This is a genomic window from Streptomyces sp. NPDC001858 (assembly GCF_053594615.1).
The window spans coordinates 1-14767 of record NZ_JBSFEV010000083.1 but is presented as its reverse complement, the minus strand read 5'-3'; the positions used below and the strand labels follow the sequence as shown (position 1 = coordinate 14767).

Genomic DNA, 14767 nt, shown 5'->3' with positions numbered 1-14767 from the left:
GACTACGTGATGATCCCGCGCGCCACCTACTGCCAGCCGCAGATCGCCAGCTTCGGCTACACCGAGGCCCAGGCCCGCGAACTCGGTTACGACGTGAAGGTCGCGAAGTTCCCGTTCACCGCCAACGGCAAGGCGCACGGGCTGGGCGACGCGACCGGTTTCGTGAAACTGATCAGCGACGCGAAGCACGGCGAGCTCATCGGCGGCCATCTCATCGGCCCCGACGTCACCGAACTCCTGCCCGAGCTGACCCTCGCCCAGCAGTGGGACCTCACCGTCCACGAGGTCGCGCGCAACGTCCACGCCCACCCGACCCTGGGCGAGGCCGTCAAGGAAGCGGTGCACGGCCTGGCCGGCCACATGATCAACATGTAGCTCCGCGTACCGCCTCGGCGGTGCCGTTCACTCGAACGGCACCGCCGGGCTCGCCGCCGCCGTACGGCCGGGATGTGCTGGCATCCACCGGCCCGACCCGGACCGGACCGACGGCGAGGGAGCCCGCCATGCCGGAAAGCGGTGTTCCCGCGGACGCGGAGCTGGAGGCGCTCAGGGCCCGTATCGCGGCGCTGGAGGAGGAGCGCACCCGTCGTCCCACCCATCACCGGGTCCGCTCGACCGTCGCGGTCGTCCTCATCGTCCTCGGCTGCGTCCTGGCCCCGCTGGGCCTGGTGGCGGCCTGGACGTCCAGCATCGTGGGCGACACCGGCCGCTATGTCGACACCGTCCGTCCACTGGCCTCCGACAAGGATCTCCAGAACGCGGCCGCCACCCGTGTGACGAACGTGGTGATGGACCGTCTGGACCTCACCACGCTCCTCCAGGAAGTGGCCCCGGAGCAGCGGCCGCTGCTGGAGAAGGCCCTCGGCAGGCTCGGTCCCTCGCTGGAGAGCGCGGTCCGCAGCTTCGTGTACGACCAGGCTCAGGCGGTCGTGGCCTCCGAGGCCTTCGAGAAGATCTGGGTCGACGCCAACCGCCGGATCCACAGCTCCGTCGAGAAGGCCCTCACGGGCAGCGGCGGCGGCGCGGTGAAGATCGAGAACGACACGGTGACCGTCGACCTCGCCCCGGTCGTCGACCAGGTCAAGCAACGGCTGGTCGACTCCGGGATGACGGTCGCGGGCAAGATCCCCGAGATCCACACGAACTTCACGGTCGTCCAGTCCGAGGACATCGGCAAGGTCAAGACCTACTTCCGGCTGCTCCAGCTGGTGGGCTTCTGGCTGCCCGTGATCGCGGTCCTGCTGGTGGCGGCAGGCGTCCTGCTCTCGACGCACCGCCGTCGCGTCCTGATCGTCTCCGCGCTCTGCTTCGCCCTCGCCGCCCTCCTTCTGGGCGTCGTGCTGACCGTTTTCCGGGTCGTCTACCTGGACGCCCTCCCGGCCGGCGTTTCCCAGCCGGCCGCCGGTTCTATCTACGACACGCTCATCCGTTTCCTGCGCACCTCCGTGCGGTCGGTGATCGCCCTCGGCGTGGTGATCGCCCTCGCCGCCTGGCTGACCGGGCCCGGCCGCCATGCCGCCCTCGTACGGGGGCTCTGGCACTCGGGCATCGGCGCCGTGCGCGAGACCGCGGAGAACGCGGGACTGCGCACCGGTCCGGTCGGCCCGTTCGTCGACCGCTACCGCACCTGGATCACCTGGATCCTCGCCGCGGGCGCCGTCCTGGCCTTCCTCCTGTGGCCGTACCCGACCGGCTGGGTCGTCGTCGGCCTGGCCCTCGCCCTGCTCTTCGCGCTGGGCGTCGTCGACTTCCTCGCGACCCGGCCCCGCCGAAAGGACAGCCCCGCATGAGCTCGCAGACCCCGACCGGCAACCCGCACGGAGAGATCGGCACCGCGTGGTCCACCCCGCGCGGCGGACCACGCCGGGCGGCCCCGGACGACGGCCGCCCCGGCGACGGCGTCGTCTTCGCCGGCGTCCTGATGCTGTGCGGCGGGGTGCTCGCCGTCCTCCAGGGCATCGCGGCCGTCGCCGAGGACGACGTCTACGCCCGCGTCGGCAGTTACGTCTACGAGCTCAGCCTCACCGGCTGGGGCTGGATCCACATCGTCCTCGGCGCGGTGGCGGCGGCGACCGGCGCGGCCCTCCTCAAGGGGATGACCTGGGCCCGCTTCACCGGCATCCTGCTGGCCGCGCTGAGCCTGGTCGCCCAGTTCCTGTTCCTGCCGTACCAGCCGTTCTGGTCGGTCGCCGTCATGGCGATCGACGTGTTCGTCATCTGGTCACTGGCCTCGTGGCAGCGAGCCGAGATCTGACCGGCCGCGGTGCAGGACACGTGAGGTCGATGTCGGATTCTCGCCAGCGCCGGGTCGGTGGCTCGTCGATGCTGGAGGCATGCAGAACGGGATGTACACCGATCGCGAGCGCTGTGTGCGCGCCGTGCAGTCGAAGGACGCGCGGTTCGACGGCTGGTTCTTCACGGCGGTCCTGACCACCGGCATCTACTGTCGGCCCAGCTGCCCGGTGGTGCCGCCCAAGCCCGAGAACATGGTCTTCCAGCCCAGCGCCGCCGCCTGCCAGCAGGCCGGTTTCCGGGCCTGCAAGCGCTGCTGCCCCGACACCGCTCCGGGCTCCCCGGAGTGGAACCAGCGCGCCGATCTGGTGGCCCGGGCCATGCGGCTGATCGCCGACGGCGTCGTCGACCGCGACGGAGTGCCCGGCCTCGCCGCCCGCCTCGGCTACAGCACCCGCCAGGTCGAGCGCCAACTCCTCGCCGAACTCGGCGCAGGGCCGCTGGCGTTGGCCCGCGCCCAGCGCGCGCAGACCGCACGCCTGCTCATCGAGACGACCGAACTCCCCGTGGCCGACCTGGCGTTCGCCGCCGGCTTCGCCTCCATCCGCACCTTCAACGACACCGTGCGCGAGGTCTTCGCCCTGTCCCCGAGCGAACTCCGCGCCCGCGTCACCCGGCAGACCGCCTCGACCCCGTCGACCCGCCCGGCCACTTCCGGCGGCGCCCTCACGCTCCGCCTCCCCTTCCGCGCCCCGCTCAACCCCGACAACCTCTTCGGGCACCTCGCCGCGACCGGCGTCCCGGGCGTGGAGGAGTGGCGCGACGGCGCGTTCCGGCGCACGCTGCGGCTGCCGTACGGACACGGCATCGTGGCGCTCACCCCGAACCCCGACCATATCGGCTGCCGGCTCACTCTCAGCGACCTGCGCGATCTCACCGTCGCCATCAGCCGCTGCCGGCGCATGCTCGACCTGGACGCCGACCCGGTCGCCGTCGACGACCGACTGCGCACCGACCCGCTGCTCGCGCCCCTGGTGGACAAGGCCCCCGGCCGCCGGGTGCCGCGCACGGTCGACGAGGCCGAGTTCGCCGTGCGCGCCGTACTGGGCCAGCAGGTCTCCACCGCGGCCGCCCGCACCCACGCCGCCCGGCTGGTCACCGCGTACGGCGAACCGGTCGACGATCCGGAAGGCGGCCTCACCCATCTCTTCCCGGCCCCCGAGGCGCTCGCCGCCGTGGACCCCGAGTCGCTGGCGATGCCCCGCACCCGCCGCGCCACCTTCACCACCCTCGTCGGTCAACTGGCCGAAGGCACCCTGCACTTGGGCGTGGAGAGCGACTGGCCCGAGGCCCGCGCCCGGCTCCTCGCCCTGCCCGGCTTCGGTCCCTGGACGGTCGACGTCATCGCGATGCGCGCCCTCGGCGACCCCGACGCGTTCCTCCCCACGGACCTCGGAATCCGGCGCGCGGCCCAGGAGTTGGGCCTGCCCTCCACCCCGGCGGCGCTCACCGCCCGCGCGGCGGCCTGGCGACCCTGGCGCGCGTACGCCGTCCAGTACCTCTGGGCGACCGACAGCCACCCGATCAACTTCCTTCCTGTATAAGGACATCCAGTCATGCAGCAACAACAGCAGCTGAAGCGAGACCGGCAGCACCGGCACACGGTCGTCGACAGCCCGTACGGCCCGCTCACCCTCGTCGCCGACGACGGCGTCCTGTGCGGCCTCTACATGACCGAGCAGCGCCACCGTCCGCCGGAGGAAGCCTTCGGCCCCTGCGACGGCACGCTGTTCGCCGAGCCGGAAGCCCAGCTGGAGGCATATTTCGCAGGCGAGTTGAAGGAGTTCACCCTTGAACTCCGCCTGCGCGGAACCCCGTTCCAACGCGCCGTGTGGGCCGAACTGAGGAAGATCCCGTACGGCGAGACCCGCACCTACGGCGAACTCGCCGAAGCCCTCGGCAATCCGTCGGCCTCCCGCGCGGTGGGCCTCGCCAACGGCAAGAACCCCGTCGGCATCGTCGTGCCCTGCCACCGAGTGATCGGCGCCGGCGGCGGGCTCACCGGCTACGGCGGCGGCCTGGAGCGCAAACAGCGCCTGCTGGACTTCGAGAGCGGTGCGACCCCGGACGGGACGACGCTGTTCTAGCGTTACGGGGGCCTTATTCGCCGCCCTCGGCGCTCAGCTCCCGCAGCAGCCTCGGCAGGGCCGTCCCGATCGGCTCCCGGACGACGTCGTCGGCGAGGTCGTCGTACGGCGTCGGTTCGGCGTTGACGATGACGAGGCGGGCCCCGTGGTCGGCGGCCACGCCGGCCAGCCCGGCGGCGGGCTGCACCTGGAGGCTGGTGCCGACGGCGAAGAAGACCTGGCAGGCCTTGGTGATGGCGACGGCCTCGCCCAGCACGACCGGATCGAGTCGCTGGCCGAACATCACCGTGGCCGACTTCAGAATGCCCCCGCACTCCAGGCACGGCGGGTCCGGTTCACCGGCCTCGACGCGGGCGACGGCGTCCTCCATGGGACCGCGCACCTGGCACTCGGTGCAGACGAACTGCCGTGCGGTGCCGTGCAGTTCGAGCACCTTGCGGGCCGGCAGCCCGGCGAGCTGGTGCAGCCCGTCCACGTTCTGCGTGATCACCCGCACCGGCACCCCGGAGCGCTCCAGGTCGACGACGGCCCGGTGCGCGGCGTTCGGCTCGGCCGCCAGGGCCCGGTTCCTGCGCCGCAACTGCCAGGACCGCCGCCGGATCTCCGGATCGCCCATGTAGTACGCGTACGTGACGAGCTTCTCGGCCTCGGGATCCTTCCGCCACACACCGTTGGGACCGCGATAGTCGGGGATGCCGGAGTCCGTGGAGACCCCGGCCCCGCTCAGAATGGCGACAAGGGGCTTGCTCATGTGGGCGAGCGTAGGTCGGGGAGCCGAGGGCCGCGAGCGGATATCGGGGCGGACGGCCGGGAGGGGTCAGTGGGCGGGGCGGCCGTTCTCCAGCTCCGCCGTCACCGAACCCTCCGCCAGGGCGTCCAGCGCGGACAGGACCCGGTGGCCCAGTGAGCCGAGCAGGAAGTCGGTGATCTCCGCGCGCCCGACCAGCCGCCAGGACAGCAGCTCCGATTCCTGCAGCCGGATCGCGCCGAGGTCGTCCGCGTCGAGGACGCCGCCGTCGTACACGTACGCCACCTGCGGCGGGCGGCCCGGGCCGAGCACCCAGTCCACCGCGAGGAGCCGCCCGAGCGGGCGGTCGAGGCCGATCTCCTCGAGCGTCTCGCGGCGCGCGGCCTGCCGCGGGCTCTCGCCCTCGTCGGACTCGATCGTGCCGCCGGGCAGCGCCCACCCCGCCCGGTAGTTCGGCTCGACGAGCAGGACGCGCCCTTCGGCGTCGCGGAAGAGCGCGGCGGCACCGGCCAGGACGCGGGGCAGGGACGCCACGTAGGCGGCGAAGTCGGGCTTGCTGGAGGTGCTCATGCAGGAAGCGTAGGGGGCGTCGGGCCGGTGGCCAGCCGAACCGTGCGTTCCGCCAGCTCGCTGATGCGCGCGCCGTCGAAGCCGGACACGGCGCTGCGCACGGTGTCCTGCAGCGGCTCGGTCCACCGGGGCGGGATCGCGGCCGCGCCGTTCAGGACGCCGGCCACCGAACCGGCCGTCGCCCCGTTGGAGTCGGTGTCCAGGCCGCCGCGCACGGTGAGCGTGACCGTACGGGTGAAGTCGCCGTCGCCGTACAGCAGCCCGGCGGTGAGGACGGCGATGTTCGGGACGACATGGATCCAGCCGAGGCCGGCCGTCTCCCGGGCCAGCGTCGTGAGCGTGTCCTCCCAGGTCAGGCCGGCGTCGTGGAGGGCGACGACCCGGCGCACGGTACGGGCCAGGCGGCTGCGCGGCGGGACGACGGCCAGCGCCTCGTCCAGCGCGCGGTGCACCGTCGGCGCGGTGAACGCCGCCGCGATCAGCGCGGCCGCGAACATCGCGCCGTACACGCCGTTGCCGGTGTGCGAGAGCACCGCGTCCCGGCGGGCGAGCGAGGCGGCGCGGTCGGGGCGGCCCGGGCAGGTCCAGCCGTGGACGTCGGCGCGGATCAGGGCGCCGATCCACTCCTGGTACGGGTTGTCGTAGGTGGCCGTCAGCGGCGGCCTGAGGCCGGCGGTGAGATTGCGGTAGGCGGCGCGTTCGGCGGTGAACGTCTGCAGGAACGGCAGCCGCAGCAGCCACAGCTCGCCGACCTGCTCGGTGCTGAAGCCGAAGCCGTGCGTCTCCAGCAGATGCAGGCCGAGGATCGTGTAGTCGACGTCGTCGTCGCGGCAGCTGCCGTGGATGCGGCCGCGGACGCAGTCGCGCCACTCGGGGCGCAGCAGCCGGGCGTCCTCCTCGGTGGCCGGTTCGGGCAGGTAGCCGGTGAGCGGCAGGGCGCCGGCGCGGCGCAGATAGCCGTCTATGCGCTCGCGCGTCCACACCTCGCCCTGCTCGACCGGTTTGCCGAGCATGTTGCCCGCGATCCGGCCGAGCCAGCCGCCGAGGACCCGGTCGGCGAGTCGCGTCGTGCCGCCCACAGGCGTCATGGCTGCGGTCATGGCTCCGGTCTACCCGATTCCGGGCGCACTCGCGCGTTTCGGCGGCCCCACAGACGGCGCTCAGGCTTGTTCCAGGGTCCGGGCACCGCATGACGGCGGGGGCGTCCGCCGGTTAAGGTCGCAGCGGCGCGACTGGTCCCGAGGTGCGTGGGGCCGTACAGCAAGGGGATGCAAGGTGGCGGACGTTGCAGCGCAGGGCACCCGGCGGGTGCTCGTGGCCGCGGACAAGTTCAAGGGCTCGTTGACGGCCGTGGAGGTCGCCGAGCGGGTGACGGCCGGGCTGCGCCGGGTCGTGCCGGACGTCGAGGTGGAGGCCCTGCCCGTCGCCGACGGCGGTGACGGGACCGTCGCCGCGGCGGTCGCGGCCGGCTTCGAGCGCCGGGAGGTGCGGGTCGCCGGGCCCCTCGGGCACGAGGTCACGGCCGCCTTCGCGGTGCGCGGCGACACCGCGGTCGTGGAGATGGCGGAGGCCAGCGGACTGCAGAGACTCCCGGCCGGCGTCTACGCGCCGCTCACGGCGTCGACGTACGGCTCGGGCGAGCTGCTGCGGGCCGCGCTGGACGCCGGGGTGCGCACGATCGTGTTCGGCGTCGGCGGCAGCGCGACCACGGACGGCGGCGCGGGCATGCTGTCCGCGCTCGGCGCGCGGTTCCTCGACGAGGAGGGCGAGCCGGTGGCGCCGGGCGGCGGCGGCCTCGCGGAGCTGTCCCGCGCGGACCTGTCGGGACTGGACCCGCGCCTGTCCTCCGTGGAACTGGTCCTGGCGAGCGACGTCGACAACCCGCTGACCGGCCCCAAGGGCGCACCGGCGGTGTACGGGCCGCAGAAGGGCGCCTCGCCGGACGACGTCGAGGCACTGGACGCGGCGCTCGCGCACTACGCGAAGGTGCTGGAGGCCGAGCTCGGGCCGAAGGCCGCGGAGTACGCCGTCGCGCCGGGCGCGGGCGCCGCGGGCGGCATCGGCTACGGAGCGCTGCTCGTCGGCGCCCGGTTCCGTGCGGGCATCGAGGTCATGCTCGACGTGCTGGGCTTCGGGCCGGCGCTGGAGCGGGCCGAGCTGGTGATCACCGGTGAGGGGTCGCTGGACGAGCAGACCCTGCACGGCAAGGCCCCCGCGGGCGTCGCCGCGGCCGCCCGGGCGGCCGGCAAGGAGGTCGTCGCGGTCTGCGGCCGGCTCGCCCTGCCGCCGGTGGAGCTGGGGCGCGCCGGGATCCGCCGGGCGTATCCGCTGACCGACGTCGAACCGGACGTCGCCACCTGCATCACGGACGCCGGACCGATCCTGGAGCGGGTCGCGGAGCGCATCGCGCGCGACTTCCTGAGCTGAGCCCCGCGACCGGCTGAGCCCCGCGACCGAGCGCGCGGTCGGCTCAGAGGCCTGCTCAGCAGCATGCGAAACGGGTGTGGCCCGAGCCTGAAGCGGCTCGGGCCACACCCGTTTCGACGAGGGACGAGGATCAGGGGGTCTGCGCCGCCCGGGCCTCACGTCGGTTGTCGCGGAAGTTGTTCACCCGGCGGGCCGTGGCGAACAGCGGGATGACCGCGCCCATGACCAGCTGGAGCGCACAACCCGTCTGAAGCAGCAGCTGGCCGCCCGGGGCGTCGAACGCCCAGGCCGCCAGCAGGCCCATCGACAGCACGATCCAGGAGAGCATCGCCCCGGCGAGCCGGCCGCGCGGCTTGGGGTACTCGACGCGGCTCACCATCAGCCAGGCGGTGCCCAGGATGGCCATCAGCGTCGCCGCGAAGGGCAGCTCCAGGAGCACGATCGAGACGACCGTCAACGCGCCGAACGGGGACGGCATGCCCTGGAAGGTGCCGTCCTTGACCGTGACGCACGAGAATCTCGCGAGTCTCAGCACCACCGCCAGCAGCACCACGATCGCTCCGACCGCGGCGACCCGCTGGTACGCGTCGTCCGCCACCATGCCGTAGACGAGGACGAAGTACGCCGGCGCCAGACCGAAGCTGACCAGGTCCGAGAGGTTGTCGAGCTCCGCGCCCATCGGGGAGGAGCGCAGCTTGCGCGCGACCAGGCCGTCGAACAGGTCGAAGACCGCCGCGCAGAGCATCAGGATGACCGCCGTGGCCGCGCTGTTGCGCGCCATGCCGGACTCCTGGCTGTCGGTGAGGTGCGGGATCAGGATGCCGGTGGTCGTGAAGTACACCGCCATGAAGCCGCACGTGGCGTTGCCGAGCGTGAGGGTGTCCGCTATCGACAGGCGAAGAGAGAGAGGCATCTCCTCCTCGTCGTCCACCTCGTCGGCCTCCGGCACCCAGCCGGCCTGTGTCTCCGGGTCAATCACGGTCAATGCGAGTCACCCCCGCCGTGGTCTTCTGCCCGACCTCGACCGCGATCTCCACGCCCTCGGGCAGGTAGATGTCGACGCGCGAGCCGAAGCGGATCAGACCGATCCGCTCGCCCTGCTCGACCTTCGTGCCCTCGGGGAGGTAGGGGACGATACGGCGGGCGACGGCGCCGGCGATCTGGATCATCTCGATGTCACCGAGCTCGGTGTCGAAGTGCCAGACGACGCGCTCGTTGTTCTCGCTCTCCTTGTTGAACGCCGGCACGAACCCGCCGGGGATGTGCTCGACGGACGTCACCGTGCCGGCCAGCGGCGCGCGGTTGACGTGGACGTTGAGCGGGCTCATGAAGATCGCGACCCGGGTGCGCCCGTCCTTCCACGGCATGATGCTCTGCACCACACCGTCGGCCGGGGAGATGACCCGGCCCTGGGCGATCTCGCGCTGGGGGTCGCGGAAGAACCACAGCATGCCCGCCGCGAGAGCGGTGGCGGGCACGGCGACGGCCTTGGCCGCGCCCGAGCGGCGGGCGCGCAGAAGACTGACGGCTGCGGTGGCGACGGTCGGCAGAAGCCACGGCGATGCTCCGCGCGCGAGGCGTGCGCCCACCAGGCTGTCGCGGTGTGCAGAGGTTTGGCTGTGGGGCATGGATGACCTTCGTAGCGGATGATGCCGCGCTTCGACAGGGGGACGGCGGCTTTCCGCGATGGTAGCGGTTCGGTGCCACAACTGGGTAAGCCAGGAAGCCGAGTCGACGGCTGAGGGAAGTGGACAGGGTGTGATCTTCTTCTCGAAGAAAACACCCCCAACCCGGACAATCAGCCCTGGAACCGATACTCCTCGAGCAATCTGCGTCCGATGATCATTTTCTGGATTTCGGCGGTGCCTTCGCCGATCAGCAGCATCGGGGCCTCCCGGTAGAGGCGCTCGATCTCGTACTCCTTGGAGAAACCGTAGCCCCCGTGGATCCGGAAGGCGTCCTCCACGACCTCCTTGCAGTACTCGGAGGCCAGGTACTTCGCCATGCCGGCCTCGAGGTCGTTTCGCTCCCCGGAGTCCTTTTTGCGTGCGGCATTCACCATCATCGCATGGGCGGCCTCGACCTTGGTAGCCATCTCGGCCAGCTTGAACTGGATGGCCTGGTGCTGGGCGATCGGCTTGCCGAACGTGTGCCGCTGCTGGGCGTACTGCACGCCGAGCTCGAACGCGCGCTGGGCGACGCCGCAGCCACGCGCCGCGACGTTCACCCGGCCCACCTCGACGCCGTCCATCATTTGGTAAAAACCTCGGCCGGTGACCCCGCCGAGCACGCGATCGGCGGGCAGCCGTAGCCCGTCCATGATCATCTCGGTGGTGTCGACGCCCTTGTAGCCCATCTTCTCGATCTTGCCCGGGATGGTCAGGCCGGGCCGGACCTCCCCGAAGCCGGGCTCCTTCTCGATCAGGAACGTCGTCATCGACTTGTGCGGCGCGGTGCCCTGCGGATGCCCCTCGTCACTGCGCACGAGGACGGCCACCAGGGACGCCGTGCCGCCGTTCGTCAGCCACATCTTCTGGCCGTTCAGGACGTACTCCTCGCCGTCCCGCACCGCCTTCGAGGTGATCGCCGAGACGTCCGAGCCGAGGCCCGGCTCCGACATCGAGAACGCGCCGCGGACGTCGCCGGCCGCCATCCGCGGCAGGTACTCGTCGCGCTGCGCCTGCGTGCCGTGCTGCTTGAGCATGTACGCCACGATGAAGTGCGTGTTGATGATGCCGGAGACGGACATCCAGCCGCGGGCGATCTCCTCCACGCACAGCGCGTAGGTGAGGAGCGACTCGCCCAGACCGCCGTACTCCTCGGGGATCATCAGACCGAACAGGCCCAGCTCCTTGAGGCCGTCCACGATGTGCTGCGGGTACTCGTCGCGGTGCTCCAGCTCGGTCGCGACCGGGATGATCTCCTTGTCCACGAAGTCGCGGACGGTGGCGAGGATCTCCTGCTGGACGTCGGTCAGACCGGCGGTCTGGGCGAGACGGGCCATGGCTACTTCTCCTGCTCCCTGAGCTCCGGGCGGCCGGGCTGCTCGCCGCCGCGCTCCTTGATGTACGTCTCGGTCGGCACCAGCACCTTGCGGCGGAACACGCACACGAGCGTGCCGTCCTGCTTGTAGCCCTTGGTCTCGACGTACACGATCCCGCGGTCGTCCTTCGACTTGGACGGCCACTTGTCGAGCACGGTCGTCTGGCCGTAGACCGTGTCGCCGTGGAAGGTCGGCGCCACGTGCTTGAGCGACTCGATCTCCAGGTTGGCGATCGCCTTGCCGGAGACGTCCGGGACGGACATGCCGAGCAGCAGCGAGTAGATGTAGTTGCCGACCACGACGTTCTTGCCGAAGTCCGTCGTCTTCTCGGCGTAGTGGGAGTCCAGGTGGAGCGGGTGGTGGTTCATGGTGAGGAGACAGAAGAGGTGGTCGTCGTACTCCGTGACCGTCTTTCCCGGCCAGTGCTTGTACGTCGCCCCGACCTCGAACTCCTCGTAGGTGCGCCCGAACTGCATCGCGTCACGCCTCCGGGATCTCGAACGTGCTGGTGCGCTTCATACCGGCGGCGCGGCCCTTGCCCGAGACGACCAGGGCCATCTTGCGGCTGGCCTCGTCGATCATCTCGTCGCCGAGCATCGCCGAGCCCTTCTTGCCGCCCGCCTCGGACGTGTAGTAGTTGTACGCGTCCAGGATCAGCTCGGCGTGGTCGTAGTCGTCCTGCGACGGCGAGAAGATCTCGTTGGACGCCTCGACCTGGCCCGGGTGCAGCACCCACTTGCCGTCGAAGCCGAGCGCCGCGGCGCGCTGGGCGACCGCGCGGTAGCCGTCCACGTTGCGGATCTGCAGATAGGGGCCGTCGATCGCCTGGAGGTCGTTGGCGCGGGCCGCCATCAGGATCTTCATCAGGATGTAGTGGTAGGCGTCCGCCGGGTAGCCGGGCGGCTGCTCGCCCACGACCAGCGACTTCATGTTGATCGACGCCATGAAGTCGGCCGGGCCGAAGATGATGGTCTCGATGCGCGGCGAGGCCTGCGCGATCTCGTTGACGTTGTTCAGGCCCTGCGCGTTCTCGATCTGCGCCTCGATGCCGATCCGGCCGACCTCGAAGCCCATCGTCTTCTCGATCTGCGTCAGCAGCAGGTCCAGGGCGACGACCTGCTGGGCGTTCTGCACCTTCGGCAGCATGATGCAGTCGAGGTTCGGGCCGGCCCCCTCGACCACCGTCACGACGTCGCGGTAGGTCCACTCGGTCGTCCAGTCGTTGACCCGGACCACCCGCGTCTTGCCCGTCCAGTCGCCCTCGTTGAGGAACTTGACGATGGTGTGCCGCGCCTCGGGCTTGGCGAGCGGCGCGCAGGCGTCCTCCAGGTCGAGGAACACCTGGTCCGCCGGGAGCCCCTGCGCCTTCTCCAGGAAGCGGGGGTTGCTGCCCGGTACCGCGAGACAGGAGCGTCGTGGGCGCAGCCGGTTGACGGGCGTAGTCATGCGGGGACCTCCAGGGGGTCGGGCAGGGGGGCGAGCTGGTTCGCTCGGCGGATCTCGTCGACGATGCGGCCGATGATTCCTGTGATGTCGAAGTCCTTCGGGGTGAAGACCGCGGCCACGCCGGCGGCCCGCAGCTGTTCGGCGTCTCCGTTCGGAATGATCCCACCGGCGATCACGGGTATGTCTGTGGCACCGGCCACACGCAGTCGATCCAGCACGTCCGGCACCAACTGGGCGTGCGAGCCGGACAGGATGGACAGGCCCACGGCGTGCACGTCCTCCTCCAGTGCGGCCTCCACGATCTGCTCGGGCGTCAGCCGGATGCCCTGGTAGACCACCTCGAACCCGGCGTCACGGGCGCGTACGGCGATCTGCTCGGCGCCGTTGGAGTGCCCGTCCAGCCCCGGCTTGCCGACCAGGAACCGCAGCTTGCCGACGCCGAGGTCCTGCGCGGTCGCCTCGACGCGGCGGCGGACGTCGGCCATGGCCGAACCCTCCTCCGCGGGCACCGCCACCGGTGCCGACGACACGCCGGTGGGCGCCCGGAACTCGCCGAACACCTCGCGCAGCGCCCCGGCCCACTCGCCGGTCGTGACCCCGGCGCGGGCGCATTCCAGGGTGGCCTCCATGAGGTTGCCGGTGCCCTTCGCGGCCTCCTTGAGCCGCTCCAGCGCCTTGCACGGGCGGGGGTGGTTGAACGGCGGCTGGTAGCGGGTGTCGCGCCAGTTCTGCAAGGCGGCCACCACGCGGGTCTCGACCGCCGGATCGACCGTCTGGATCGCCGTGTCGAGATCGGCGGTCAGCGGATTGGGCTCGGTCGTCTCGAAGACGTTGACGCCGACGATCTTCTCCTGGCCGGACTCGATCCGCGCCCGGCGCTCGGCGTGCGAGGAGACGAGCTGCGACTTGAGGTAGCCGGACTCGACGGCGGCCATCGCCCCGCCCATCGCCTCGATCCGCTTCATCTCCGCGAGGGAGTCCTCGACCAGCTGCGCGACCTTCGCCTCGACGACGTGCGAGCCCTCGAAGATGTCCTCGTACTCCAGCAGGTCGCTCTCGTGGGCGAGGACCTGCTGGATGCGCAGCGACCACTGCTGGTCCCAGGGCCGCGGCAGACCGAGCGCCTCGTTCCAGGCGGGCAGCTGTACCGCACGCGCGCGTGCGTCCTTCGACAGCGTCACGGCCAGCATCTCCAGCACGATCCGCTGGACGTTGTTCTCCGGCTGCGCCTCGGTCAGGCCCAGCGAGTTGACCTGGACGCCGTAGCGGAACCGGCGCTGCTTGGCGTCCTCGATGCCGTAGCGCTCGCGGGTGACCTGGTCCCAGATGCGGCCGAAGGCGCGCATCTTGCACATCTCCTCGACGAAGCGGACGCCCGCGTTGACGAAGAACGAGATCCGGGCGACGACGTCGCCGAACTTCTCGGCCGGCACCTGCCCGGAGTCCCGGACGGCGTCCAGCACGGCGATCGCCGTGGACATCGCGTACGAGATCTCCTGCACCGGAGTGGCCCCGGCCTCCTGCAGGTGGTAGCTGCAGATGTTGATCGGGTTCCACTTCGGGAGGTGGGAGACCGTGTACGCGATCATGTCCGTCGTCAGCCGCAGGCTGGGCCCCGGCGGGAACACGTGCGTGCCCCGGGACAGGTACTCCTTGACGATGTCGTTCTGGGTCGTGCCCTGGAGCCGGGTGATGTCCGCGCCCTGCTCCTCGGCGACGACCTGATAGAGCGCCAGCAGCCACATGGCGGTGGCGTTGATCGTCATCGAGGTGTTCATCTGCTCCAGCGGGATGTCCTGGAACAGCCTGCGCATGTCACCGAGATGGGCCACCGGCACGCCGACCCGGCCGACCTCGCCGCGGGCGAGGATGTGGTCGGAGTCGTACCCGGTCTGGGTGGGCAGGTCGAACGCGACCGAAAGACCGGTCTGGCCCTTGGCGAGGTTGCGCCGGTACAGCTCGTTGGACGCCTCGGCCGTGGAGTGACCGGCGTACGTGCGCATGAGCCACGGCCGGTCCTTCTGACGCTCAGTCATCGATGACCTCGGGTGTCTCAGATGTTGCGGAAGCGGTTGATGGCGTCGATGTGCCGGGCGCGCTTCTCGTGGTCGCGCACGCCCAGCCCCTCCTCGGGGGCCAGCGCGAGGACGCCGA

The 14767-nt window shown here is 71.1% G+C and carries 14 protein-coding genes and 1 pseudogene; 6 read left to right on the top strand and 9 right to left on the bottom strand.

What is annotated here, in order from left to right; genetic code table 11:
* The 5 genes and pseudogenes from ACWCPF_RS44905 to ACWCPF_RS44885 form a co-directional block, all read left to right on the top strand.
* Positions 1-375 (top strand): annotated as a pseudogene (locus ACWCPF_RS44905) (dihydrolipoyl dehydrogenase); the annotation flags it as partial.
* Between the two features lie 128 nt (positions 376-503).
* On the top strand, positions 504-1790 hold the full coding sequence (locus ACWCPF_RS44900; RefSeq protein WP_451050936.1) for a hypothetical protein: 1287 nt from the start codon (positions 504-506) through the stop codon (positions 1788-1790).
* A complete protein-coding gene (locus ACWCPF_RS44895; protein WP_451050935.1) occupies positions 1787-2254 on the top strand; it encodes a DUF7144 family membrane protein in 468 nt (155 codons plus the stop codon). Before ACWCPF_RS44900 ends, ACWCPF_RS44895 begins: the two co-directional genes overlap by 4 nt.
* 79 nt (positions 2255-2333) lie before the next feature.
* The gene (locus tag ACWCPF_RS44890) at positions 2334-3836 is read left to right on the top strand and encodes an AlkA N-terminal domain-containing protein (RefSeq protein ID WP_451050934.1); all 1503 of its coding nucleotides are present in this window, start codon (positions 2334-2336) and stop codon (positions 3834-3836) included.
* A gap of 12 nt (positions 3837-3848) precedes the next feature.
* Positions 3849-4379 (top strand): methylated-DNA--[protein]-cysteine S-methyltransferase, encoded by a 531-nt coding sequence (locus ACWCPF_RS44885; RefSeq protein WP_451050933.1) that lies wholly within the window; start codon positions 3849-3851, stop codon positions 4377-4379.
* A gap of 13 nt (positions 4380-4392) precedes the next feature.
* Here the strand turns inward: ACWCPF_RS44885 and ACWCPF_RS44880 are convergent, their stop codons facing one another.
* The 3 genes from ACWCPF_RS44880 to ACWCPF_RS44870 form a co-directional block, all read right to left on the bottom strand.
* Positions 4393-5130: an SIR2 family NAD-dependent protein deacylase gene (locus ACWCPF_RS44880; protein ID WP_451050932.1), complete on the bottom strand. Its 738-nt coding sequence runs from the start codon at positions 5128-5130 to the stop codon at positions 4393-4395.
* A gap of 66 nt (positions 5131-5196) precedes the next feature.
* A complete protein-coding gene (locus tag ACWCPF_RS44875) occupies positions 5197-5697 on the bottom strand; it encodes an NUDIX domain-containing protein (RefSeq protein ID WP_451050931.1) in 501 nt (166 codons plus the stop codon).
* Positions 5694-6785, bottom strand: a complete 1092-nt coding sequence (locus ACWCPF_RS44870) for an ADP-ribosylglycohydrolase family protein (protein WP_451050939.1) — start codon at positions 6783-6785, stop codon at positions 5694-5696. The genes ACWCPF_RS44875 and ACWCPF_RS44870 overlap by 4 nt, the downstream gene beginning before the upstream one ends.
* Positions 6786-7005: 220 nt before the next feature.
* Between ACWCPF_RS44870 and ACWCPF_RS44865 the strand changes: the two genes are divergently transcribed.
* Positions 7006-8124, top strand: coding sequence for a glycerate kinase (locus ACWCPF_RS44865; RefSeq protein ID WP_451050938.1), 1119 nt, complete (start codon positions 7006-7008; stop codon positions 8122-8124).
* A 130-nt stretch (positions 8125-8254) separates the two neighbouring features.
* On the opposite strand, the gene pssA is transcribed toward ACWCPF_RS44865, so the two are convergent.
* The 6 genes from pssA to ACWCPF_RS44835 all read right to left on the bottom strand — a co-directional run bounded on the left by pssA (position 8255) and on the right by ACWCPF_RS44835 (position 14649).
* Positions 8255-9073, bottom strand: coding sequence for a CDP-diacylglycerol--serine O-phosphatidyltransferase (pssA, locus tag ACWCPF_RS44860; RefSeq protein WP_451050937.1), 819 nt, complete (start codon positions 9071-9073; stop codon positions 8255-8257).
* A 22-nt stretch (positions 9074-9095) separates the two neighbouring features.
* Positions 9096-9752, bottom strand: coding sequence for a phosphatidylserine decarboxylase (locus ACWCPF_RS44855; protein ID WP_451050930.1), 657 nt, complete (start codon positions 9750-9752; stop codon positions 9096-9098).
* A 170-nt stretch (positions 9753-9922) separates the two neighbouring features.
* The gene (locus ACWCPF_RS44850; protein WP_451050929.1) at positions 9923-11128 is read right to left on the bottom strand and encodes an acyl-CoA dehydrogenase family protein; all 1206 of its coding nucleotides are present in this window, start codon (positions 11126-11128) and stop codon (positions 9923-9925) included.
* Positions 11129-11130: 2 nt separating this feature from the next.
* A complete protein-coding gene (locus tag ACWCPF_RS44845; RefSeq protein WP_451050928.1) occupies positions 11131-11643 on the bottom strand; it encodes a MaoC family dehydratase in 513 nt (170 codons plus the stop codon).
* Between the two features lie 4 nt (positions 11644-11647).
* Complete coding sequence (locus ACWCPF_RS44840) at positions 11648-12613, bottom strand: HpcH/HpaI aldolase/citrate lyase family protein (RefSeq protein ID WP_451050927.1); 966 nt, start codon at positions 12611-12613, stop codon at positions 11648-11650.
* Positions 12610-14649 (bottom strand): protein meaA, encoded by a 2040-nt coding sequence (locus ACWCPF_RS44835; RefSeq protein WP_451050926.1) that lies wholly within the window; start codon positions 14647-14649, stop codon positions 12610-12612. The genes ACWCPF_RS44840 and ACWCPF_RS44835 overlap by 4 nt, the downstream gene beginning before the upstream one ends.
* Positions 14650-14767 lie beyond the last annotated feature (118 nt).